21 protein-coding genes and 1 tRNA gene are annotated in these 23163 nt (G+C 64.8%); 3 read left to right on the forward strand and 19 right to left on the reverse strand.

Annotated elements, in window-relative coordinates; all coding sequences use genetic code 11:
• Positions 1 to 59: 59 nt before the first annotated feature.
• The 5 genes from minE to map form a co-directional block, all read right to left on the reverse strand.
• Positions 60 to 314 (reverse strand): cell division topological specificity factor MinE, encoded by a 255-nt coding sequence (minE, locus tag U5A58_RS30640; protein WP_027795398.1) that lies wholly within the window; start codon positions 312 to 314, stop codon positions 60 to 62.
• Positions 315 to 328: 14 nt separating this feature from the next.
• A complete protein-coding gene (minD, locus tag U5A58_RS30645; RefSeq protein WP_028205181.1) occupies positions 329 to 1144 on the reverse strand; it encodes a septum site-determining protein MinD in 816 nt (271 codons plus the stop codon).
• A gap of 92 nt (positions 1145 to 1236) precedes the next feature.
• On the reverse strand, positions 1237 to 2112 hold the full coding sequence (gene minC / locus U5A58_RS30650) for a septum site-determining protein MinC (RefSeq protein WP_321964243.1): 876 nt from the start codon (positions 2110 to 2112) through the stop codon (positions 1237 to 1239).
• Positions 2113 to 2347: 235 nt separating this feature from the next.
• A complete protein-coding gene (locus U5A58_RS30655; protein WP_321913896.1) occupies positions 2348 to 2896 on the reverse strand; it encodes a GNAT family N-acetyltransferase in 549 nt (182 codons plus the stop codon).
• Positions 2897 to 3038: 142 nt separating this feature from the next.
• Positions 3039 to 3824 carry a type I methionyl aminopeptidase gene (gene map, locus U5A58_RS30660; RefSeq protein ID WP_158758391.1) on the reverse strand — a complete coding sequence of 262 codons (786 nt, stop codon included), beginning with the start codon at positions 3822 to 3824 and terminating at the stop codon, positions 3039 to 3041.
• 212 nt (positions 3825 to 4036) lie between these two features.
• Here map and U5A58_RS30665 point away from each other — a divergent pair, with 212 nt between their 5' ends.
• Complete coding sequence (locus tag U5A58_RS30665) at positions 4037 to 4831, forward strand: hypothetical protein (RefSeq protein WP_321913897.1); 795 nt, start codon at positions 4037 to 4039, stop codon at positions 4829 to 4831.
• A gap of 77 nt (positions 4832 to 4908) precedes the next feature.
• Here the strand turns inward: U5A58_RS30665 and U5A58_RS30670 are convergent.
• The 3 genes from U5A58_RS30670 to U5A58_RS30680 all read right to left on the reverse strand — a co-directional run bounded on the left by U5A58_RS30670 (position 4909) and on the right by U5A58_RS30680 (position 7847).
• Positions 4909 to 4999: transfer RNA gene (locus U5A58_RS30670), tRNA-Ser, on the reverse strand.
• 146 nt (positions 5000 to 5145) lie between these two features.
• Positions 5146 to 6438: a serine--tRNA ligase gene (gene serS, locus U5A58_RS30675; RefSeq protein WP_321964244.1), complete on the reverse strand. Its 1293-nt coding sequence runs from the start codon at positions 6436 to 6438 to the stop codon at positions 5146 to 5148.
• A 77-nt stretch (positions 6439 to 6515) separates the two neighbouring features.
• Complete coding sequence (locus U5A58_RS30680) at positions 6516 to 7847, reverse strand: replication-associated recombination protein A (protein ID WP_233882442.1); 1332 nt, start codon at positions 7845 to 7847, stop codon at positions 6516 to 6518.
• Positions 7848 to 8082: 235 nt separating this feature from the next.
• On the opposite strand from U5A58_RS30680, the gene cytX reads away from it, so the two are divergent.
• Entirely contained in the window at positions 8083 to 9399 is a 1317-nt protein-coding gene (gene cytX, locus U5A58_RS30685; protein WP_321964245.1) for a putative hydroxymethylpyrimidine transporter CytX, read from the forward strand.
• Positions 9400 to 9483: 84 nt separating this feature from the next.
• Here cytX and bioB read toward each other — a convergent pair whose 3' ends face one another.
• The 10 genes from bioB to U5A58_RS30735 form a co-directional block, all read right to left on the reverse strand.
• Positions 9484 to 10560: a biotin synthase BioB gene (gene bioB / locus U5A58_RS30690; RefSeq protein WP_321964246.1), complete on the reverse strand. Its 1077-nt coding sequence runs from the start codon at positions 10558 to 10560 to the stop codon at positions 9484 to 9486.
• Between the two features lie 42 nt (positions 10561 to 10602).
• Positions 10603 to 11313 (reverse strand): dethiobiotin synthase, encoded by a 711-nt coding sequence (gene bioD, locus U5A58_RS30695; protein WP_321964247.1) that lies wholly within the window; start codon positions 11311 to 11313, stop codon positions 10603 to 10605.
• Positions 11310 to 12530, reverse strand: coding sequence for an 8-amino-7-oxononanoate synthase (gene bioF / locus U5A58_RS30700; protein ID WP_321964248.1), 1221 nt, complete (start codon positions 12528 to 12530; stop codon positions 11310 to 11312). Before bioF ends, bioD begins: the two co-directional genes overlap by 4 nt.
• A gap of 1 nt (position 12531) precedes the next feature.
• Positions 12532 to 13920, reverse strand: coding sequence for an adenosylmethionine--8-amino-7-oxononanoate transaminase (bioA, locus tag U5A58_RS30705; protein WP_321964249.1), 1389 nt, complete (start codon positions 13918 to 13920; stop codon positions 12532 to 12534).
• Positions 13921 to 14342: 422 nt separating this feature from the next.
• Entirely contained in the window at positions 14343 to 15725 is a 1383-nt protein-coding gene (locus tag U5A58_RS30710; RefSeq protein WP_321935125.1) for a dienelactone hydrolase family protein, read from the reverse strand.
• Between the two features lie 566 nt (positions 15726 to 16291).
• Positions 16292 to 16756: a YchJ family protein gene (locus tag U5A58_RS30715; protein ID WP_321964250.1), complete on the reverse strand. Its 465-nt coding sequence runs from the start codon at positions 16754 to 16756 to the stop codon at positions 16292 to 16294.
• Between the two features lie 62 nt (positions 16757 to 16818).
• Positions 16819 to 17496, reverse strand: coding sequence for an SDR family oxidoreductase (locus U5A58_RS30720; RefSeq protein ID WP_321913906.1), 678 nt, complete (start codon positions 17494 to 17496; stop codon positions 16819 to 16821).
• 86 nt (positions 17497 to 17582) lie between these two features.
• Entirely contained in the window at positions 17583 to 18779 is a 1197-nt protein-coding gene (locus U5A58_RS30725) for an acetyl-CoA C-acetyltransferase (protein ID WP_158758403.1), read from the reverse strand.
• Between the two features lie 73 nt (positions 18780 to 18852).
• Positions 18853 to 20655, reverse strand: a complete 1803-nt coding sequence (gene aceK, locus U5A58_RS30730; RefSeq protein ID WP_321964282.1) for a bifunctional isocitrate dehydrogenase kinase/phosphatase — start codon at positions 20653 to 20655, stop codon at positions 18853 to 18855.
• A 31-nt stretch (positions 20656 to 20686) separates the two neighbouring features.
• On the reverse strand, positions 20687 to 21133 hold the full coding sequence (locus U5A58_RS30735) for a MerR family DNA-binding transcriptional regulator (protein WP_321964251.1): 447 nt from the start codon (positions 21131 to 21133) through the stop codon (positions 20687 to 20689).
• Positions 21134 to 21259: 126 nt separating this feature from the next.
• Here U5A58_RS30735 and U5A58_RS30740 point away from each other — a divergent pair, with 126 nt between their 5' ends.
• Positions 21260 to 22330 (forward strand): MBL fold metallo-hydrolase, encoded by a 1071-nt coding sequence (locus U5A58_RS30740; protein WP_321913909.1) that lies wholly within the window; start codon positions 21260 to 21262, stop codon positions 22328 to 22330.
• An 83-nt stretch (positions 22331 to 22413) separates the two neighbouring features.
• Here U5A58_RS30740 and lolA read toward each other — a convergent pair whose 3' ends face one another.
• A complete protein-coding gene (gene lolA, locus U5A58_RS30745; protein WP_321913910.1) occupies positions 22414 to 23121 on the reverse strand; it encodes an outer membrane lipoprotein chaperone LolA in 708 nt (235 codons plus the stop codon).
• Between the last annotated feature and the right edge of the window lie 42 nt (positions 23122 to 23163).

A 23163-nucleotide genomic window follows, 5' to 3' on the forward strand; every position in this document is an offset into this window, starting at 1 on the left:
AAAAGCGAAGCGATACGACAAACCACGCGCGCAGCACAGCGGCTGCGCGCGCTTAAGACTCAAGCCTGCGGAATCTCGATCTTGACCTCGAGCACTTCGAGATCGTCCTGACGTTCGAGGCTCACGCGAATGTCTTCATCGGAGATCTTCACGTACTTGGAGATCACCGCGACCAGTTCGCGTTGCAGGGCCGGCAGATAGTCGGCGGGCGGATGGCCGCCTGCGCGCTCGTGAGCAATGATGAGCTGCAGGCGTTCCTTCGCTACCGAGGCGGACTTCTTCTTCTCGCCGAGAAAAAACGAAAGAAACGACATGACGTTCGCCTCCCTTACTTGCTACCGAAGAGGCGCTGCAAGAGGCCCGGCTTCTGGTAATCGGTGAAGCGAAGCGACTTGTCCTCGCCGAGAAAGCGCGACACGACGTCCTTGTACGATTCGGCAACGTCGGTGCCATCCAGATGCACGGCCGGCAGACCCTGGTTCGATGCGTGCAACACCGCTTCCGATTCGGGAATCACGCCGATCAGTTCGATGCGCAGAATCTCCTGAATGTCGTTCAGCGAGAGCATTTCGCCTTCGCTCACGCGCTTCGGGTTGTAGCGGGTGATGAGCAGGTGCTCCTTGATCGGGTCCTTGCCGTCGATCGCGCGCTTCGTCTTCGACGACAGCATGCCGAGAATACGGTCCGAGTCGCGCACGGAAGACACTTCCGGGTTCGTCACGATGAGCGCTTCGTCGGCGAAGTGCATCGCAAGCAGCGCGCCCGACTCGATACCGGCGGGCGAATCGCACACGATGTACTCGAAGTCCATCTTGCGCAGGTCCTCGATCACCTTCTCCACGCCTTCCTTCGTGAGCGCGTCTTTATCGCGTGTTTGCGAGGCCGGCAGGATGAAAAGGTTTTCGCACTTCTTGTCCTTGATGAGCGCCTGATTGAGGTTCGCCTCACCCTGGATCACGTTGATCAGGTCGTACACGACGCGGCGCTCGCAACCCATGATGAGGTCGAGATTGCGCAGGCCCACGTCGAAGTCGATGACCGCGGTCTTGTGGCCGCGCAACGCGAGGCCCGATGCGAAACTCGCGCTCGTGGTCGTCTTGCCGACACCACCTTTGCCCGAAGTCACCACAATGATTTTTGCCATTCCCTTACCTTGCGTTCGTCAGTTTCTCAGTTTGGTCTCATCGCGTGCCGCTCATGCCCCTGCTCGCCTGCGCACGACGCTCGAGCTGCGACTCAGGTGAGCCTCAACGGTTCGATCAACAGCTTTTCTTCCTCGAGCCGGATTTGAGCCGGCTTGCCGCGTACGTCGTCGGCGAGTGGGACTTCAGTGGTACGGTAGATGCCCGCAATCGAAATCAGTTCCGCCTCGAGGCTCGTGCAGAAAATGCGTGCGTCGTGGTTGCCGTGCACGCCAGCGAGCGCGCGGCCGCGCAACGGCGCGTAGATGTGGATGTTGCCCTCTGCGATCACTTCCGCGCCGTTGGAAACGAGGCCGAGCACGACCACATCGCCCTTTGCGTAGATGCGTTGACCCGAACGCAGCGGCCGGTCGACCACGAGCGTGGGTTCCGCGCGTGCGCCGGCTTCGAGCGACGCCGCGGCGCTCACCGTAGCCGCCGCGCTCGCCTGGGCGGCGGCCGGGTCCGTTTCGGAGGGAAAGAGTTCGGGCTGTGCAGCAGTGGTTTGCGGCGCGGCCGATGCGGTGGCGGTGGCAGATGCAGTGGCAGGCGCATTCGAAGCCTCGCCGTCGCTCGCCGCTTCATCGAAGGCCGGCTTCGTGCCCGCGCCGCGGCGGTCGCGCGCTTCGAGGAAAGGCAGGCCTGCTGCAGCGGCCCAGCCATGTTGCTCAGGCTGTGCAACCACGCCGACCGGGCGCATGCGCACGCTTTCCAGCAGACGCGCGATGTCGCCGAGCGCGACCTGCTCGCCGTCGGCGAGACGCCGCACGTCGATCGCGACGGTGTCGTTTGCGAAGAATTCAGGCGTCGCCTCGAAGCGCCGCGTAAGTTCTGCGCGCATGGCATCGAGCTCGGTCGTCTTGACCACGAACAGAAGCGTATCGACTGAACCGCTCTTCAGTTCAAAATATGGCGATTTCCTGGGCGACATGGCGTTCGGCTAAAAATTTTGCGTATTTTACAGGCGCGGACGCACACGGCCATTATTTTTAATGGTGTATTCGGCCAAATTCCCTGCTCGATACGCACAACCCGCGCACAAACAAAAATGGCGCAAAAAAAGCGCGCGAAGCGAGACCGCGAGCGCGAACGATCGGGTTCGGTGTGTCGTACGGAGGGAAGTGAAGCAGGAGCGCCGCCGCGCACAGCGGCGCGAACGGCACGTGTTATGGCGAAGAAGCCGGTGAAGAAGCGGACTTCGCGTGCTCGCCGAGCGCGCGCATGAGCAACGTTTCCCATTGCTCGGGCTGTTGCTGGCTGCGCGCGTGATCGCCGGTGGCGACAAAGCCGAGGCGCTCGTAGAAACGCATGGCCGTGGTGTTCGCGTCGGTCACCCAGGCGTAGACCTGCGTTGCGCCTTCGCTCACGAGCCATTCGATGGCGCTGTTCAGAAGCAGTTCGCCGCCGCGCAGATGACGCACCGCAGGCGCGACCCACAGCGCCGAAACGAACGCGCGGCGCGCCGGCGCGCTTTCGAAGCTCGCGCCGATCAGCCCGGCCGGATGGCCCTCGGTATAGAGAATGAACGACGTGCCGGTGTGCGAAACCGCATGGCGGGCCGCCGCGGCGTCGAAAACGGCGGCATCGGCCGATAGCGCGTCTTCGAGCGTGTCGCCGAATGCATAAGGCGCGTCGCGCAGCGATGCTGTTCGAAGCTCGCGGAGCACGGCACCCTGATCGGCGGCGATACGGCGAACGGTCAGTGACGGACTCATGCAGTCGTAAACCCCAATAAAGCGCTAACGCGTAGCTTTAACCGAACTGGCTTGAGAGTCAAATCCTTATTTGACAATTGCCTGCAGACCACGCCTCGCGCGCGATCCTTGACAGACGGCCGCAGAGGCCGCACAACCGCGCTCACGGGGCCTCGTAGGCGCCTGTGCCGTCCGGCCAGGGCGTGAGGAGTTCGTAGCCGTCGTCGGTGACCGCAACCATGTGCTCCCACTGCGCCGAGAGCGAGCGGTCCTTGGTGACGACCGTCCAGCCGTCGCGCTGCACCGTCGTGCCGGCGCGGCCTGCGTTGACCATCGGCTCGATCGTGAAGACCATGCCCGGCTTCAGTCGCACGCCCTGCCCCGGCTGGCCGTAGTGCAGCACCTGCGGCTCTTCGTGATAGACCTTGCCGATACCGTGGCCGCAATACTCGCGCACGATCGAGAAGCCATCGCTTTGCGCGCGCTTCTGGATGGCGTTGCCGACGTCGCCGAGCGTCGCACCGGGCTTCACCTGGCGGATGCCCGCGAGCATCGCTTCGTAGGTCGTGTCGATCAGCTGGCGGCCCACCGTGCTCGGTGTGCCGACGCAGTACATGCGGCTCGTGTCCCCGAAATAGCCGTCCTTGATGACGGCCACGTCGATGTTGATGATGTCGCCGTCCTTGAGCACCTCGCCGCGGCTCGGAATGCCGTGGCAGACCACGGAATTGACGGACGTGCAGATCGTCTTCGGAAAACCGAGGTAGCCGACATTGGCCGGGACGGCCTTGAGCGTGTTGACGATGTAGTCGTTGCAGAGGGCGTCGAGGTCGTCGGTGGAGACGCCCGGCTTCACGTGCTCGCCGATCATCGCGAGCACGTCGGCGGCGAGCCGGCCCGAAATGCGCAGGCGGGCGAGATCGTCGGCAGACTTGTAGGTGATAGGCATCTGTGGACCGAAGTAGGCGCGGCGGTGTGCTGGAGAACGCTTCGCCGCAAATTCAAAGGAGCGATTGTACCGGCGCTGCAGCGTCGCTAGCGCAGCAAGGCGCGTCATCGCCATGACGCCGGGCGTGGAATTTTCAGATATCTCCGATTGTTCGAGCGCAACCCACCGTCAAAAATGAGAAATATCTTACATCGCAAGCAGGAAGCCCGATCATGACCTCAAGTCATCCCGCCCCCTCCTCCACTCCGAACACGGCGCTCAACGTCCTGATCGCGCTGCCCACCTACGACAACTCGGTGCATTTCGACTTCGCCATGGCGCTTGCCCGCCTCATGGAAACGCTCAAGGAGCGCGGCATCGGCTTCGAGTACATCCACACGGCTTCGTCGCATATCATCCGCGCGCGCAATTTCTTTGCGAATTATTTTTTGAGCCATCCCGAGTTCACCCATCTCCTCTTTCTCGATACGGACATGGACTTCTCGCGCGAAGCGGTTCTGCGCCTGATCGCCGGCGACAAGCCGGTGGCCGGCATTGCCTGCCCGTACCGCTTCTTCGACCGGGAAAAGCAGATCACGACCGCCGATGTGGGGCTCACACTGCGCGAATGGCAGGAAAAAACGGTGGACTACAACACGGCGATCCTCGCCGACGAAGCGGGCAGCAGCTTCGTGTCCGATGGCTGGGCGGAGGTGAGCCATATCGGCACGGGCATCTTCCTCGTGCGGCGCGACGCACTCGAGTCGATCGTGGCGCACACGGAGCTATACCGCCCGCCTGCGCAATACGCGGGTTACCTGCCGGACGGCAAGTTCTATGCGTTCTTCGACACCGTCGGCGAAAAAGGCGTGTACCTCTCGGAAGACCTGTCGTTCTGCCGGCGCGTGCGTGCGGCAGGCAAATCGGTGTGGGCGCTCGTCGACGAGAAGATCGTGCATCACGGCGGGTCGTCGATTTCCGGAACGTACCTGCGTGCGCTGGAGATGCGCGGGCATATGCAGCAGTAGTGCGTGCACCTGCGCGCGCACTGCGCAGAAAAGCAAAAACCCCTGCAGCGGTTAAGCATGCAGGGGTTTTCTGAATTTGGCGGAGAGGGTGGGATTCGAACCCACGGTACGGGGAAACCGTACGCCTGATTTCGAGTCAGGTACATTCGACCACTCTGCCACCTCTCCGGTGTACTGCTATTTACTGCCTCTCTGATCTTGGTCGGCGACCAGAGAAGCGAAGATTATAGAACATTTTTTGAATTCCGCAAGCCCTCTTTGGAAAAAAGTTTCGAGGGCAAGCCAATCCCATGTTCTGTTCGCGAAGCAGTGCCTCAGGCGCTCACTGCAAGGCGCGCCACGCCGCCCATATACGGCCGCAGCGCTTCCGGCACGGTGACCGAGCCGTCCGCTTCCTGATAGTTCTCCAGCACGGCAACGAGCGTACGGCCCACGGCAAGGCCCGAGCCGTTGAGCGTATGCACGAGCTCCGGTTTGCCCTGCGCGTTGCGGTAACGCGCCTGCATACGGCGCGCCTGAAAAGCTTCCGTATTCGAGCAGCTCGAAATTTCGCGATACGTGTTTTGCGCCGGCAACCACACTTCGAGGTCGTAGGTCTTGGAAGCCGAGAAGCCCATATCGCCCGTGCACAGCGTGATGACGCGATACGGCAGGCCGAGCTTGCGCAGGATGGTTTCCGCGTGAACGACCATCTGCTCGAGCGCGTCGTACGACGTTTCAGGCGCAACGATCTGGACCATTTCGACCTTGTCGAACTGGTGCTGACGGATCATGCCGCGCGTGTCGCGGCCGTACGAACCGGCTTCCGAGCGGAAGCACGGCGAATGCGCGGTGAGCTTGATCGGCAACGCGCTGCCTTCCACGATGCTCTCGCGCACCGTGTTCGTGAGCGAGATTTCCGAGGTCGAAATGAGGTACTGCGTGACCGTGTTCTCGCCGCCGCCCTTTTCCACCCGGAACATGTCGTCGGCGAACTTGGGCAACTGGCCCGTGCCGTACAGGATTTCCGGGTTGACGATGTACGGCGTGTACGTTTCCGTATAGCCGTGCTCGAGCGTGTGCGTGTCGATCATGAACTGCGCCAGCGCACGATGCAGGCGCGCGATCTGGCCGCGCAGCATCGTGAAGCGCGCGCCCGAGAGCTTCGCGCCCGTCTCGAAGTCGAGGCCCAGCGGCGTGCCGACGTCCACGTGATCCTTCACCTCGAAGTCGAACGCGCGCGGCGTGCCCCAGCGGCGCACTTCCACGTTGTCGGCCTCGTCCTTGCCTGCTGGCACGCTCTCGTGCGGCAGGTTCGGCACGCCGAGCAGCAGGTCCGAGAGCTTCGACTGGATCTCGTCGAGCTTGGCTGCCGACGTCTTCATCTCGTCGCCAATGCCGCCCACTTCGGCCATGACCGCCGAGGTGTCCTCGCCGCGGCCTTTCATCGCGCCGATCTGCTTCGACAGGCTGTTGCGGCGTGCCTGGAGCTCTTCGGTGCGGGTCTGGATGGCGCGGCGTTCCGCTTCGAGCGCGGAGAAGGCGGCGACGTCGAGGGTGTAGCCGCGGTCGGCGAGGCGCTTCGCGACGCCGTCGAGGTCTTTGCGCAGCAGCTGGATGTCGAGCATGGGATTGTGAGACGCAGTTTCGTTGTGTGAAGGGACGATTTTAGCGCACCGGCCGGGGCATCCCGGCGGGACTGGCATCAGCCTTTGCGCTTCCTTTCGCGGATTTCGTCGCGATGCTCGTCGCGCCATTGCGCGTCGAGGTCGGCGAGGCGCGCGAGCTTTTCGCCGATCTTGCCTTCGAGCCCGCGCGGCGTGGGTTGATACCAGCGCGGCTCGCGCATGCCGTCGGGCAAGTAGGTCTCGCCGGCCGCGTAGGCGTCGGGCTCGTCGTGCGCGTAGCGGTATTCGTGGCCGTAGCCGAGTTCCTTCATGAGCTTGGTCGGCGCGTTGCGCAGGTGAATGGGCACCGCGCGCGACTGGTCCTTGCTCACGAAGCGCCGCGCCTCGTTATAGGCGTTGTAGCCCGCGTTCGACTTCGGCGCGACGGCCAGATAGATCACGGCCTGCGCGAGCGCGAGTTCGCCTTCGGGCGAGCCCAGACGCTCGTAGGTCTCGGCGGCGTCGAGCGTGATGCGCCCGGCGCGCGGGTCGGCGAGCCCGATGTCCTCCCACGCCATGCGCACGATGCGCCGCGCGAGATAACGCGGATCGGCGCCGCCATCCAGCATGCGGCAGAACCAGTAGAGCGCGCCGTCCGGGTTGCTGCCGCGCACCGACTTGTGCAATGCGCTGATCTGGTCGTAGAACGCGTCGCCGCCCTTGTCGAAGCGGCGCAGGTTTTCGGCCAGCGCGCTGCCGAGCAGCTCGCCGTCGATCTCGGTCTTCTTTTGCTGCGCGGCCGCGCGCGCGACGATTTCGAGGTTGTTCAGGAGCTTGCGCCCGTCGCCGTCAGCGGAACCGATCAGCGCCTTTTTCGCTTCGTCCGTGAAGGTCAGGCCGCCCAGCTCCTCGCTCGCGCGCGCAAGCAGTTCGCCCTGCTCCTCCTCGTCGAGGCTCTTGAGCACATACACAGCCGCGCGCGAGAGCAACGCGCTGTTCACTTCGAACGACGGGTTTTCCGTCGTCGCGCCGATGAACACAAAGAGGCCCGACTCCACATGGGGCAGAAAGGCGTCTTGCTGGCTCTTGTTGAAGCGATGCACCTCGTCGACGAACACGAGCGTCTGGTGGCCACGCGCACGATGCAACTGCGCCTGCTCCACGGCCTCGCGGATGTCCTTCACGCCCGAGAGCACGGCGGAGAGCGCGATGAATTCGGCGTGGAACGCATCGGCCATAAGGCGCGCGAGCGTGGTCTTGCCCACGCCCGGCGGCCCCCAGAGGATCATCGAATGCGCTTCGCCGGACTCGAACGCGACGCGCAGCGGCTTGTTGGGCCCGAGCAGATGCTTCTGGCCGATAACCTCGTCGATGGAGCGCGGGCGCAGCCGTTCGGCGAGCGGGACGTTGGCACGGGTTTCTTCAAACATGACGTTTTCGCGATAATGACGGCTTTCCGGCTGGCCGAGCGTGAGCTGCCCAGGATGCCTGGTCAGCGGCAGATTCGGGGACACAACGTCCGACACTACAAAACGGCCTGCCGCACCGGATGCAGTCGTGCATTATGACAGCGAGTGCCGCGGCGCGAAGCGCGGGCCGAGCCGCTCATGCTGACGAGCCCGGATAAAACAGACAAACCACACGACACAGAGGAAAGCGTTCCACATGACTCAAGATTCGCACGCCGGCGAGGCCGGCTCCACCTACGCGCCGAACGTGCCCGTGCCCGACGCGCGCCGGCAGTTCCGCACCGGCGACGCCTTCGCGCTGTGGTTTTCGCTCGGCATCGGCCTGCTGGTCGCGCAGGCGGGCGCGCTGCTCGTGCCGGGCCTGTCGCTGCCGCACGCGCTCGTGGCCATCGCCATCGGCAGCGTGATCGGCGTCGTGCTGCTCGCGCTCGCGGGCGTGATCGGCACGGATACGGGCCTTGCCGCCATGGCGTCGCTGCGCCCGACGCTCGGCGTTCGCGGCGTGTCGGTGCCGGCCGTCATCAACATGGTGCAGCTCGTGGGCTGGGGCTCGTTCGAGATCATCGTGATGCGCGATTCCGCCGATGCGCTCGCCAAACAGGCCTTCGGACTGTCGATGCCGCTCGTCTGGACCGTGATCTTCGGCGTGCTCGCTACGCTGCTCGCCGTGAGCGGCCCGCTCTCGTTCGTGCGGCGCTTCCTGCGCACGTGGGGAATCTGGCTGCTGCTCGCGGGCGCGGCCTGGCTCACGTGGAGCCTGCTCGTCAAACAGGACCTCGGCGCGCTGATGCACCGCCCCGGCACGGGCGAAATGCCGTTTGGCAGCGCCATCGACCTCGTGGTGGCGATGCCGCTCTCGTGGCTGCCGCTCATCGCCGACTACACGCGTTTCGGCCGCAAAGCGGGCGAAACCTTCCGCGGCACGCTGTTCGGCTATGGCATCGCGAACCTCTGGTTCTATGCGCTCGGCGCCGTGTACGGGCTGGCTGCGGGCGGCGGCGACGCGCTCCTCACCACGGCGCTCGCGCAGGCCGGCGGCGGCTTTGCTCTGCTGCTCGTGCTGATCGACGAAATCGACAATGCGTTCGCCGATATCCACTCGGCCGCCGTCTCGACCGGCACGTTCTGGACGCGCGCCAGCGTGCCCTGGCTCTCGGCAGCCTTCGGCGCGCTGTGCACGCTGATCGGCCTCGTCGTGCCGATGGCGAAATACGAGAACTTCCTGCTCTTCATCGGCTCGGTGTTCGCGCCGCTCTTTGGCGTGGTGCTCGCCGATCACTTCATCGTGCGCCGTCGCCGTATCGATCCGCAGGCGCTCGCCGACCTGAACGGCGTGTATGGCTATTCGGGCGGCTGGCACGTGAGCGCGTTCGTTGCCTGGGCGGTCGGCTTCGGCGCGTATCAGGCGCTCAACCAGTGGCTGCCGAACCTCGGCGCGACGCTGCCGTCGCTCGTGATCGGCGCACTGTGCTATCTCGTGCTCGCGGGGCGCCGGCGCGCGGCTTACGCTTAAGGCGCCGCACTCCCCGTCCCCCGCGCAATGAAAAACGCCACGCTTCGCAGCGTGGCGTTTTTGCTTCCGGCAACGTGCGCGGCGTTACTCGCAGTGGCCGCAGCCGCCGTGCGAATGGTCGTGATGCTCGTGGTCATCAGCGGGCAGGTGCTGCGCGGCCTGCGCCGTGATGCCCAGACGCTGCAGCAGCTTGCGGTCGGCTTCCGCTTGCGGATTGCTCGTGGTGAGCAACTGGTCGCCGTAGAAAATCGAGTTCGCGCCCGCCATGAAGCACAGCGCCTGGAGCGCGTCGTCCATCTGCTCGCGGCCCGCCGAGAGGCGCACCATCGCCTTGGGCATCGTGATGCGCGCCACGGCGATCGTGCGCACGAACTCGAACGGATCGATCGGCTCGGTGCCTTCGAGCGGCGTGCCCGAGACCTGCACGAGATTGTTGATGGGCACCGACTCAGGATACGGCTCCATGTTCGCAAGCTGCGCGATCAGGCCCGCGCGCTCGCGGCGCGACTCGCCCATGCCGACAATGCCGCCGCAGCACACGTTGATGCCCGCGTCGCGTACGCGTTCGAGCGTCTCGAGGCGGTCCTCGTAGGTGCGCGTCGTGATGATCTTGCCGTAGTACTCCGGCGACGTATCGAGGTTGTGGTTGTAGTAGTCGAGGCCCGCATCGGCGAGTTCCTTCGCCTGGTGATCTTCGAGCATGCCGAGCGTCACGCAGGTTTCCAGACCCATCGCTTTCACGCCGCGGATCATGTCCTTGATCGGCTCCAGATGGCGATCCTTCGGATTGCGCCACGCCGCGCCCATGCAAAAGCGCGTCGCGCCGTTGGACTTGGCCGCGCGCGCGGCTTCCAGCACGGCGTCCACGGCCATGAGCTTGCCGGCTTCGAGTTCGGTTTCGTAGTGCGACGACTGCGGGCAGTACGCGCAGTCTTCCTCGCAGCCGCCGGTCTTGATCGAGAGGAGCGTGGAAAGCTGCACGGCGTTCGCGTCGAAATGCTCGCGATGCACCTGCTGCGCGCGGAACATCAGGTCGTTGAACGGCAGCTCGTAGAGCGCGGCGACGTCGGCGACCTTCCAGCGCGCGGCGGCTTCAGCGGCGGCGTGGGCGCTCGGCGCGGTCGCCTTCAGCGAAGTAATGTCGATGTGGGTTTGCGTCATGGTGTCGTGGTCCTTCTTTACGTGACTGTGCTTGAATGTGCGTCAAGCGTCGGCGCGCAAGCGCGCTAGCAACGCGTCGATGTTCAGATGTTCTGCTGCGTCATCGGCGCTCGCGCCGGGCATATGCGGCACAACGCCGACGAGCGGCGCGCCGTACTGGGCGGCGAGGCGCTCGCGCAGCGAGTCGATGTTTTCTTCGGGGAACGTCATGGCCGGGTCGATCCGGTTCGCGACCCAGCCCGCGAGCTTCAATCCGCGCGCGGCAATCGCTTCGGCCGTAAGCAGCGCGTGGCTGATGCAGCCAAGGCGCATGCCCACCACGAGCACCACGGGCAGACCGAGCGCGACGGCGAGATCGGCGGTGTCTTCGGTCGCCGTGAGCGGCACGCGAAAGCCGCCCACGCCTTCCACGACGATGGCATCCGCGCGCTCGCGAGCCGCGCGGTAAGCATCGACGATACGCGCCATGTCGAGCGTCACCCCTTCGAGCGCAGCGGCGATGTGCGGCGCGGCGGGCTCCTTAAGCAGGAACGGCGTGCGGATCTCCGGCGGCAGCAGCACGCTCGCGGCGGCGTCGAGCTGATCGGCGTCCTCGTTGTGCCAGACGCCGTCGCGCTCGTACGCGCCCGCGGCGATCGGCTTGAGCGCGGTCGCGCGCAGCCCCGCGTGGGCGAAGCCGCGCAAGAGCGCGGCGCTCACGAAGGTCTTGCCGATCTCGGTATCGGTGCCGGTGACGAAAAGCGAAACCGTCATTGCGCGAACTCCTGCGCGTTTGCGCGTGCTTCGAGGCTCGCGCGTTGCAGCGATGCGTTCAGCCTATCGAGGTCCGCATCCGAATGCGCAGCGGAAAGCGAAATACGCAGGCGCGACGTGCCCTCGGGCACGGTGGGCGGACGGATGGCCGGCACCCACAGACCGTCGACCTCGAGCTTGGCCTGCAGCGAGAGCGTCGCTTCGTTGGCGCCGATGACGAGCGGCTGCACGGCGGTATGCGAATCGACGGGCTGCCAGCAGGTTTCCTGCAGGAGCGAACGCGTGCGGCCAATCAAATGCTTGAGATGCGCGCGGCGCGCATCGCCCTCCTCGCCCCCGATCAGACGCAGGCTCGCGGACACCGCATGCGCCACTGCCGGCGACGAAGCTGTCGTGAAGATATACGGACGCGCGCGCTGCACGAGCCATTCGATCACGGTGCCGTGCGCGCAGATGAACGCGCCCGAAACGCCGGCCGCCTTGCCGAGCGTACCGACCATCACGAGATGTTCCGAACGCAGCGCGGCTTGCGCCGGCGCGCCGCGGCCCTGCGGGCCGAGCACGCCGAAGCCGTGCGCGTCGTCGACCACGAGCCAGGCGCCATGTTTTTCCGCGAGTTCGACGAGGCGCGCGAGCGGCGCGATATCGCCGTCCATGCTGAACACCGTGTCGCTCACGATCACTTTCGCGCTCGCGTCCGAGCTTTCGAGCATCGAAGCAAGCGCTGCCATATCGGCATGAGGATAGATCTGGACATCGGCGCGCGAGAGCCGTGCGCCGTCGATCAGCGAGGCGTGGTTGAGCGCGTCGGAGAAGATTGTCGTGCCGCGGCCCGCGAGCGCCGTGAGCACGGCCAGATTCGCCATGTAGCCGGTGCTGAAGTACAACGCGCGCGGTGCATCGACGAAGGTACCTGCGAATGCTGCGAGATCGTCTTCGAGTTGCGCATGCGCGCGCGAGTGGCCGCCCAGCAGATGCGAGCCGCCACTACCTGCGCCGTAGCGCTGCGCGCCTTCGGCGATGGCCGCAGCCAGTTGAGGATGCGCGGCGAGACCGAGATAGTCGTTGCTGGCAAAGCCGATAGTCGCGCGGCCGTCCACCTGCATGTGGGCGCTGCACGGCGTGTCGGCGGTGCGCCGGCGGCGGCGCAGGCCGCGCGCGTCGATGTCGCGCAAGCCCTGTTCGAGGGTATCGAGCAACAGATTGTGATGCGCCATATCAGAGGTCCTCCGCGACGGTGGCGTCGAAGGTCTCGCGCGTGCGTGTTGCGAGGAACGCCTGCATTTCGTTGTCCAGAATATATGGCGGCATGACATAAACCGTCGTGCCGATCGGGCGCAGCAGCAGTTCGCGCTGCAGCGCGTTTTCGAAGAAGCGCCGCGAGAACGTCGCCGCGCGCTGCGGGTCGGCCAGCGCTACGTCGAACGCGAGGATCGTGCCGCACTGGCGCAGGTTGCGCACGAGTGGGTGCGCGGCGAACGGCTCGAACAGTGCGCGCAGTTGCGCCGATTTGCGCGCGTTCGCAACGAGCACGTCGTCGCGTTCGAACAGGTCGAGCGTGGCGAGCGCCGCGCGGCACGCAAGCGGATTGCCCGTGTACGAATGCGAATGGAGGAAACCGCGCGTGGTGTCGTCGTCGTAGAACGATTCGTAGATGGCGTCGCGCGAAAGCACGATCGAAAGCGGCAGATACCCGCCGCTAATGCCCTTCGAAAGCGTAAGCAGATCGGGCCAGATGTCGGCCTGCTCGCACGCGAAGAACGTGCCGGTGCGCCCGCAGCCCACGGCGATCTCGTCTGCGATCAAATGCACGCGGTGACGGTCGCATAGCGCACGCAGGCCCTTGAGATACGCGGGATCGTGCATCGCCATGCCGGCCGCGCATTGCACGAGCGGCTCGACGATCAGCGCGGCGATGCGGCCTTCGCGCTCGATGAAAAGACGCTCGACATCGGCCAGCGCGCGGGCCGCGACATCCGCCGCCGTTTCGCCGGGCTGCGTGGCGCGTGCGTCGGGTGAAGCGACCACATGCGCGTGATGCAGCAGCGGATCGTAAGCATCCCTGAAGAGCTTCACATCGGTCACGCCGAGCGCACCGATCGTTTCGCCGTGATAGCTATTGGCCAGGCAGACGAATTCACGCTTGTCGCTCTCGCCGCGGTTGCGCCACGAGTGGAAGCTCATCTTGAGCGCGATTTCGACGGCCGACGCGCCGTCGGATGCGAAGAACGCATGGCCGAGCACGCCGCCCGTGCGCGCCGAAAGACGCTCGGCAAGCTCCACGGCGGGCTCGTGCGTGCAGCCCGCGAGCATGACGTGCTCGAGCGTGTCGAGCTGTGCCTTGAGCGCGGCATTGATCGCAGGATTGGCGTGGCCAAAGAGGTTCACCCACCACGAACTGATCGCGTCCAGATAACGACGGCCTTCGCGGTCATGAAGCCACGGGCCCTCGCCCCGCGCGACAGCCACGAGCGGCAGGCGCTCGTGATGTTTCATCTGGGTGCAGGGGTGCCACACGGCGCGCAGGCTGCGAGCGACCCAGTCGGTCGCGCCGCGGTCTTCGCGGGCAAGGTGCGCGGGGTGCGCAGTGTGCGATTGCGAATTCAAATACGACTCCCGATACGACAGCGGGACCGAGATTAACGTGTTCGCTGCCGCAATGCACTACCCCTGAAATTGCGCTCGAACGCCCGACGGCACGGCGTTTCGAGCCGTTCGGGACAACTCGTGACCGATGAAAAACAAAGACCAGAAATGCGCGGAGATGACGACGGCAAAGTGAACCCGCCTTATGCAAAAAAATCTGTGCCGCGGTGCGAAATTGCAGAACGCGGGACGGCGTAACGGATATTTTTGGCGACGCGTGGTAAGTGCGCAGGTGTGCGAAGGTCAGACGATATGGCGCGCCGCGATGGGATTGCGTGCGAGGAAATGACTTGAGGGGAATGAAAAGCAAAGCGGCCCGCATTGGGGCCGCGCTGTACTGCAGTGATCGGAATTTGAGCCCGGCAGCAGCCGGATGGCAACGCTTAGCGGCTCGCCAGTGCGTGGTCGCTCTCGTCGGCGTTGTCGTTGTCCGCCGTGGCGCGCGTCGTGTCGCTGTCGCCGTTCTGAGCGGTCTGCGTGCCGCCGTTGTTCCAGACCACCGTATTGTTCACGGCATACAGACGGCACGGATCGGAGCTGTGCTTTTCGCAGTTCGAGATTGCCACGGCCATCGGATTGTCGCCGCCCTCGGCCCACGACCATGCGCCGGAGTCGGACACCGCGAATGCGCGGCTCGGATACTGCTTGAGGAAGTTGCGATAGCCGTCGCGGCCCGCCTGATCGACGAACGGCACCGCGCCGACCGAGTCGATCTGCGCGAAGCCGGTGCCGCGGGGCGCAGCCTGCGTGGCCACGCGGTACTGCACCGCCGTCGGCAGGCCACGGTTGGCGAGGAACGCCTCGACCGTGGGCCACCAGATCTTCACACCGTCGCGATCGCCCACGAGGCGATGCGCATCGTTCTTGTACGCGCCGAAGTCCACGAGCTTCGCCGTCGCGGCCGGGTGGTCCTCACCCGTTTGCGCGTCGCGGTAAGCGGCGAACATCTTCGTGACGAGATCGGGCGACCAGACCGAGTCGTTGTCGCCGTAGAGCCAGAGCGAGGCCACGCGAGCCTTGCCGCCGTAGTCGCCGAACGCCTGGGTCAGGTTGTTTTGCCAGCCCGTGCAGGCGTCCTGGCGCAGACCGCCCGAGAAGTTGATGAGCGCGCGCACGCCGCTCGCCGCCTCGGTGCCATAGGCCATCGTGGCGAGGCCCCCGTGCGAGGTGCCCGCGACGATGATCTGGGTTGCGTCCACATAGGGTTGCTTCGACATGTAGGCGATCGTCGAAGCGACATCGGCCGCCTGGCCGAGGCCGTTGCTCGCAACATCGCAACCGTCCTGCTGATACGAGCCGCCCGAATCCGCGAAGCCCTGGCGGTTCGGCGCGACGACGACATAGCCGCGGCGCACGAATTCGCGCGCGAACGAAAGCGGGTCGCTGCGCGCCTGGAGGTGCGGGTCGCCGGGAATCTTGCCGTGGTTGAAGATCACCATCGGGAACGGGCCGGGGCCGTTCGGGCGATAGATCGTGGTTTCGAGCGTGACGTCGCCGGATGCGTCGACGGGAACGCGGATCACCTGCTCGTTCATGCTGGCGGGCACGACGGGCAGATACGCGTCGTCGAGCGCAATACGCGGCACGTTGGCGCTGCCGAGGGGACCGCCCGCGAGACTGGCGGAATGCGCTGCGGAAGTGTTGGCGGCGAGTTGCGGGTTCGCGCTCGCATTTGCCGGATCGGAAAGCGACGCTGCGTGCGCAACCGAAAGCACACACGCGGTGCCGGCTACGACCCATCCGGTAAGGAGCTTCCTGAACGCCATGCGCTACACCACCTGCAAAAAACCTGCTGCTGTGAATCCGCCAACCGTCCGATCATTGCCCGTGCTTCGCCCGTTTCAGGGCACAACGAGACACCGTTGCTCATGGTCGCGAGACCAGGAGCGGGCGTGTGACCCGTCACGTGGGATTGCATCGATCAGAACACCTGCGCGGCGCAGTTCTATCGTCGATCAGACCCGCCGCCAGCACCCATTTGCAGTCAATACATGCATGCGTGAAAAAGGTTTTTCACTATGCACTTACGTATTGTGCAGGGCACCGTGATTAGATACTCGCACGACAAATATTTGTTGTGCAATTCAGGGGTAACCCGGCATAAGGCATGCCAACCGCGCGCGGCCCTATGAGGCATGGCGCACACGCGGCTTTCGATCAGTCGCGAACGCGGGAATTTTTAAAAAGGTCCGGGAGGCGAGCGTCGCGCGCGGACAACAGCCGCGCGATTGCTCAGTAAGCGCTTGTTTGCAAAGGCATTATTTCCGGCGCCATGACGGCGAACCGGGATGGGAACTCGCCGCGGCAAATTACGGCGGCAGTTAGTTATTCGTTAGCTTGATGAAACCTCGCCGTCAACATAACGCCAGCGGCCATCCTCGCCGCGCGTGAAGCGGCTCGTTTCGTGCAGCCGGAACGCGCGGCCGCCCGTCTTGTAGCGCGCGACAAATTCGACGATCGCATGCGTGTCGTCGCGCTGTTCGTGGCGCTTGACGGCAAGTCCGAGCCAGCGCGGGGCGCCAACGGCCGCGGGGTCCACGTCGAGATCGGCGGGGCAGGTCTCGCTCGCCCACGTCGAGCGCAAGTACGCTTCGTCGCCCAGTGCATATGCCGTGTAGCGCGAGCGCATCAATTCGAGCGCCGTGGCGGGCACCGCAGCGTCGTCGATGAAGCGGCCACAGCACTGCGCGTAGCGCGGCGCCCTCGCGCCCGGCTTCTGGTTGGGCGCGGCGCCGCCGCAGGGACAGTCTGCGGGGCGGGTGGTTTTCCCGGTGCCGCGGGCGGTTTCAGCGTTCATGAGTCAGGGCTCCGTTGCGAGAGCCCGCAAGCGTAGCGCAGACAAGCGGCGCTTTACCAGGCTTACCAGTCGAGTTCCGTGCCGTCGTACTGGAAGAAGCGGCCGTTGAAGACGTCGCGCGCAGCGGCCGCCTCGGCCACCACCTCGCGCATGCCGGCGACGCTCGCCTCCGGGTCGATCGCCGCGTGCGCGCCGCCCATGTCGGTGCGCACCCAGCCCGGATGAAGCGCGACGCAGGTGGCGCGGCGCGTTTGCAGCGAGGTGATCTTCAGCACGTCGTTGAGCGCGGCCTTGCTCGCGCGATACAGCCAGCCCGTCGTGCCCGTGGTCTCCGCAATACTGCCCATGCGGCTCGACAGCACGGCGAGCACACCGTGGGCCTCGTCGACGAGCGGCAGCAGGATCGGGATCAGTTGCATCGGGCCGCGCACGTTGGTGTTCATCACATATTCGAAGTCTTCGGCCGTGATGGTTTCCACGCCTTCGGTGCGCGGGCCATAAACGCCCGAGACGACGAGCGCCACGTCGAGCCGCACGCCGTCGAGCTTCAAGCCGAGCGCTTCGATTTCCTCGGGCCGCGCGATGTCGAGCTGGAAGGTTTGCGCGCCGATTGCGCGCAAGGCTTCGAGCGCTTCGGGCCCGCGCGCCGTGGCCAGCACGCGCCAGCCGGCCTTCGCATACTGCCGCGCGAACTCGAGACCCAGGCCTCGCGACGCGCCCACGATCAACGCTGTTTTCATCTCGTCACCTTTTTTGTCCGTGCATTGAAACGCTGCAGCGCGCCGCCTCGCCGCTCTCGACGCGGCGCGCTTCACCTGGCGCTAGCCTACAGCAGTTCGACGCCCATCGCCGTGGCTTCTCCGCCGCCGATGCACAGCGTCGCCACGCCGCGTTTGCCGCCGCGCGCGCGCAACGCGCCGATCAGCGTCACGAGAATGCGTGCCCCCGAAGCGCCGATCGGATGACCGAGCGCACACGCGCCGCCGTTCACATTGACCTTCTCGTGCGGCAGATCGTGCTCCTTCATCGCGGCCATCGTGACCACGGCGAAAGCCTCGTTGATCTCGTAGAGATCGACGTCGCTCGCTTTCCAGCCGGTCTTCTCGAACAGTTTCGTGATCGCGCCCACCGGCGCGGTTGTGAACTTCGCGGGTTGTTGCGCGAAGGTGGAATGACCCGTCACGCGTGCGAGCGGCGTGAGGCCGAGTTGCTTCGCCGTCGATTCCCGCATCATCACGAGCGCCGCCGCACCGTCCGAGATCGACGACGAGTTCGCCGCCGTCACCGTGCCGGTCTTGCTGAACGCGGGCTTGAGCGTCGGAATCTTGTCGAGGTTGGCCTTGAACGGCTGCTCGTCGCGCTCGATGGTCGTTTCACCCGCACGCGAGGCGACCTTCACCGGCGCGATTTCCCACGCGAACGAACCGTCCTCGTTCGCACGCTTCGCGCGCTTGAGCGACTCGATTGCGAACGCGTCCTGGCGCTCGCGTGAAAAGTCGAACTCGCCCGCGCATTCTTCCGCGAACGTGCCCATCAGGCGGCCCTTGTCATAGGCGTCTTCGAGACCGTCGAGGAACATGTGATCGAGCACCTGGCCGTGGCCCATGCGCATGCCGGCGCGCGCCTTCGGCAACAGGTAAGGCGCGTTCGACATGCTCTCCATGCCGCCCGCGACGATCACATCGGCCGAGCCTGCCAGCAGCATGTCATGCGCGAACATCGCCGCGCGCATGCCCGAGCCGCACATCTTGTTAACGGTCGTCGCACCGGCGGCAAGCGGGAGCCCCGCGCCGAGCGCCGCCTGACGCGCGGGCGCCTGGCCCTGCCCTGCGGGCAGCACGCAGCCCATCACGACCTCGTCGACCTGCTCAGGCTTCAGGCCCGCGCGCTCGACCGCCGCCGCGATCGCTGCCGCGCCAAGCTGCGGCGCGGTGAGCGATGCGAAATCGCCCTGAAAACCCGCCATCGGCGTACGCGCCGCCGAAACGATCACGATGGCGTCCTGCTTTTGTGTCTCACTCATGTTTCTGCTCCTTGATGAATCTGTTTGAATCCTTGTGAATCCTTGTGAATCCGTTTTGACTCGTTAGCCGCGCTCAAGCGACGCGCACCACCGGCGCGTCGTCACGCGCGAATCGTTCGGGGTAACGCACGCTAAACCGTATCGATGCGTCGTAGGGAAAGCAGTCCGGCACCTCGCCCGCGATGAGCCTCGCGCGGCTCTCCTGCCAGAGCGCGGGCTCGAAAAAATCTGCGTGATGCGCGAGAAACGCGCGCTTCACGCGCGGGTCGCCGAGCAGGAAGGTGCCGTACGTCTCAGGAAAAATATCGCGCGGGCCGACCGGATACCATGTCTCGCCCGATAGTTCGTCTTCCTCATTACGCGGCGGCGGCACGGCACGTACGTTGCAATCGGTGAGATATTCGATCTCGTCGTAGTCGTAGAACACCACGCGGCCGTTGCGCGTCACGCCGAAATTCTTGTAGAGCATGTCGCCCGGAAAGATGTTCGCGCGCAGCAGGTCCTTAATCGCATTGCCGTATTCGCGAATGCCGTGCTCGACTTCGGCGTCGCTGCCGTTCTGCAGATAGAGATTGAGCGGCACCATGCGCCGCTCGATGTAGACATGGCGGATGACGAGGTTGTCGCCCTCGTACTCGATCATCGACGGCGCAAGCGTTTCCAGTTCGCGCACGAGCGCTTCGTCAAGGCGCGCAACAGGTAGCGCAACGCTCGAATATTCGAGCGTGTCGGCGAGCCGCCCGAGGCGATCGTGGCGCTTCACGAGCTGATACTTCTGCACCACCTGCTCGCGCGTGGTTTCCTTGGGCGCGGGAAAGCTGTCCTTGATGACCTTGAACACGTACGGAAACGAAGGCAGCGTGAACACAATCATCACCATGCCGCGTATCCCGGGCGCGATCATGAACCGGTCGCTCGAATGCCTGAGGTGGTGCAGCAAGTCGCGATAGAACAGGTTCTTGCCCTGCTTCTGCAACCCGAGCGACGTGTAGATCTCGCCCTTGGCCTTGCGCGGCATGATCGTGCGCAGAAACTCCACATAGGCAGACGGCACTTCCATGTCCACCAGAAAATACGAGTGCGAAAAGCTGAAGAGGATGAGCAGTTGCTCGAGGCGCAGCAGCACCGTGTCCAAGGCGAGCTTGCCCTCTTCCACGTGACGCACCGGCACGACGAACGGTGCGAGCAGATCGCCGTTGATGATGCGCCCGACGATGTACGCGCCTTTATGCCGGAAAAACAGCGACGAAAGCACGTGAATCTGGAAGTTCGGCTTGGGCTCGACCACGCCGAAGGTGTCGAGCATCGTCTGCATGATGCAGTCGACGTCGCGCCCGAGGTCCTCGAACGGCGTTTCCAGCTGAAAGTTCGTGACGATACGCTCGAGCGTCGCCGCGAGCCCGTCCTTGCCCGGATAGTACGCACGGTACGTGGGCTTCGCGGCAGGTTCGTCGTTCTCGATGTATTCCGTCGAGATGGCGGGCCGCACGAAGATGAAATCGTTGTTGAAGTACGAACGGTGCAGGATCTTGCAGCACACGGAGTTGAAGAACGTCTCCGCGCATTCGGGCTGCCGGTGCGTCGTGAGCAGGCCGATATAGTGCAGTTTGATCTGCTGCCACACTTCGTCGTCGATGCTCTCCGTGCCGTATTCGTCTTCGAGCACGACCACGCACTCCTTCACGCGTTCGTCATACGAAGCGATACGTTCGCGCGCGAGCTGCTGCAGCGCATGCCAGTCGGCGGCTTCGAAGAGCGTGCGCGCCCGCACGGCCGCGTCGCAGAAGTTGCGGTAGTGACGGTTGAAGCCGTCGAGCATGGTCTGCGCGACATCGAAGCCGATCTGCGAAGAGAGCAGTTTCGGGAAGTGTTTCATGGCGGCCATGCCCGTTTCGCAAGCGCGAGCGTCAGGTTTTCGCGGGAGCGCCGCTTTCGTGCGCCACGCTTTCCTGCACCGCGCTCGCTTGCGCCGCATTCCGGTCGAGCAACGCGCGCGCCTGGGTCTCGTACTGCGCGAGGTCTTCGAGCGTCGCGTCGAGGTCCGCGCGCTGGCGCTCGAGTATCTCGCGGTGATGGACCACCGTGTCGAGGAACGCCTGGAGCTGCGGGAGCGTGTCGGTCGGCGACTCGTAAAGATCGAGCAGCGTGCGGATTTCCGAAAGCGTGAAGCCGAGCCGCTTGCCGCGCAGCGTCAGCTTCAGCCGCGTGCGATCGCGCCCCGAAAAGACGCGCTTCAGCCCCCCCGCGCCTTCGCGGCTCGGCGCAAGGAGGCCCTGGTCCTCGTAGAAGCGGATTGCGCGCGGCGTTACGTCGAATTCCCGGGCAAGTTCGGTAATCGTGTACTGGGTCGTCATGATGTGCGGAAGGCGGCTGGCCCGGCTGTGGTCTGCACGACAGCGCGAGGAACGATAGAATCGACGTTTACGTTATCGTCAAGTACGCGGTTGCGCAACCGGCGAAGACTGGAGAAGACACCCACAATGAACGCCCTCGAACACCAACTCGACTATCCCTACGCCGACACCCTGCCGGAGCCCGGCCTGGCCTTCGACGTCGCGCCCGGCGTGAAATGGCTGCGTATGCCGCTGCCGTTCGCGCTCGACCACATCAACCTGTGGCTGCTGCGCGACGAGATCGACGGCCAGCAAGGCTGGACCGTGGTGGACTGCGGCATCACCAACGACACCATCAAGGAACGCTGGGAAGCGGTGTTCGAAAACCAGCTGGAAGGCCTGCCGGTGTTGCGCGTGCTCGTCACGCATTGCCATCCCGACCATATCGGCCTCGCTCACTGGATCTGCGCGGGCGGCGACAAGGCACGCTGGGACGTGCGCCTGTGGGCCACGCTCGGCGAATATATGCAGGCCCGCGTGATGGCCGCCGGCGACGGCTCGAACGCGGGCGGCGAAGGGGCGGCGCGCCATTTCGCGCGCCACGGCCTCACGGACGAAGCGTCGCTCGACAAGCTGCGCAACCGCCGCGGCTATTACGGCAGCCTCGTCCCTGCGCTGCCCACGCAGTACCGCCGCCTGCGCGAAGCCGATACGGTGGCGATCGGCGGGCGCGGCTGGCGCGTCATCACGGGCTACGGCCATTCGCCCGAGCACTGCGCCCTCTTTTGCGAGGAAACCGGCGTGCTGATCTCCGGCGACATGGTGCTGCCGCGCATCTCGACCAATGTCTCCGTGTTCGACATGGAGCCGGAAGGCAATCCGCTCGGCCTGTACCTGGAATCGCTCGGCCGCTACGAAACGCTGCCCGAAAATACGCTCGTGCTGCCCTCGCACGGCAAGCCGTTCAGGGGCGTGCGCACGCGTATCGCGCAACTGCGCGCGCACCATGACGCGCGCCTTGCCGAAGTGATGGAAGCCTGCGAGCGAGCACCGCAAAGCGCCGCCGACATCGTGCCGATGATGTTCAAGCGCGAGCTCGACATCCACCAGATGACCTTCGCCATGGGCGAAGCGCTCGCGCACCTGAACTTGCTGTGGCTCGCGGGCAAAGTCACGCGCTCGACCGGCGCGGACGGGGTAATCCGGTTCGCTGCCTGATTACCTGGCGCACACAAACAAAAACGGGCGGCCCCGCAAGGAGCCGCCCGTTTTTACGTGGCGCGCAGCGCGAGCCGCGTGACTTAGTTCGAGCCGCCCGTGATCAGATCGGCGCCTTGCGGCCGCACGAACTTGAAGGTCGAAGCCGGCAGCGACGGGTTCTTTTCGATGTTGGAGAACGTGAGCAGCGTCACGTTGCCGAACACGTCGTGCAGTTCCATGGCTTCGAGGTTCCCGTCGCGAAAGCCAATACCCACACTCTTGAACTGCGTGTCCTTCGACTTCGGAATCAACTCCAGCCAGTCGATGCCGTTCTTCACGCCCGCATCCGAGAGCGTGAAGTTCTTGTCGAGATCGTTGCTGCCGAACAGGATCGCCGCCGGGCTCGCGCCGAGCGCGCCGCCGAGCTTGCGCTCGGTCACCTGGTTCAGGTCCTTGTCGTAGACGTAGAGGTTGTCGCCGTCCGACTGCAGCAGCTGCTGATACGGCTTCTCGTACGACCAGATGAATTTGCCGGGCCGCGCGAACACGAACGTGCCGCTCGACGTCTTGGCGTTCAGCGTGGCCGTGGCAATGGCGTCGCTGGCGTTCTTCGCACCCGAAGGCGCCTTCAGTTCGCGCTGCACGAAGCTGCCGCGCGCGGAGTGGACCTGCGAGACGAACTGCTTCAGTTGATCGGTGCCGCTCGCATACGCCTGCGAGACCATCAGGACCGACGCGCCAAGCGCAAGGAACAGCATGCGGCGCGCGGTGCGCGCAAAGCGGGTCGGAAGTCCAGCCGGATACTGCATCTATCGTTCTCCAAGAGGTGTGACTTTGGCCGCCGGAAATGC

Source organism: Paraburkholderia sp. J7 (assembly GCF_905220155.1).
Lineage (GTDB): Bacteria > Pseudomonadota > Gammaproteobacteria > Burkholderiales > Burkholderiaceae > Paraburkholderia.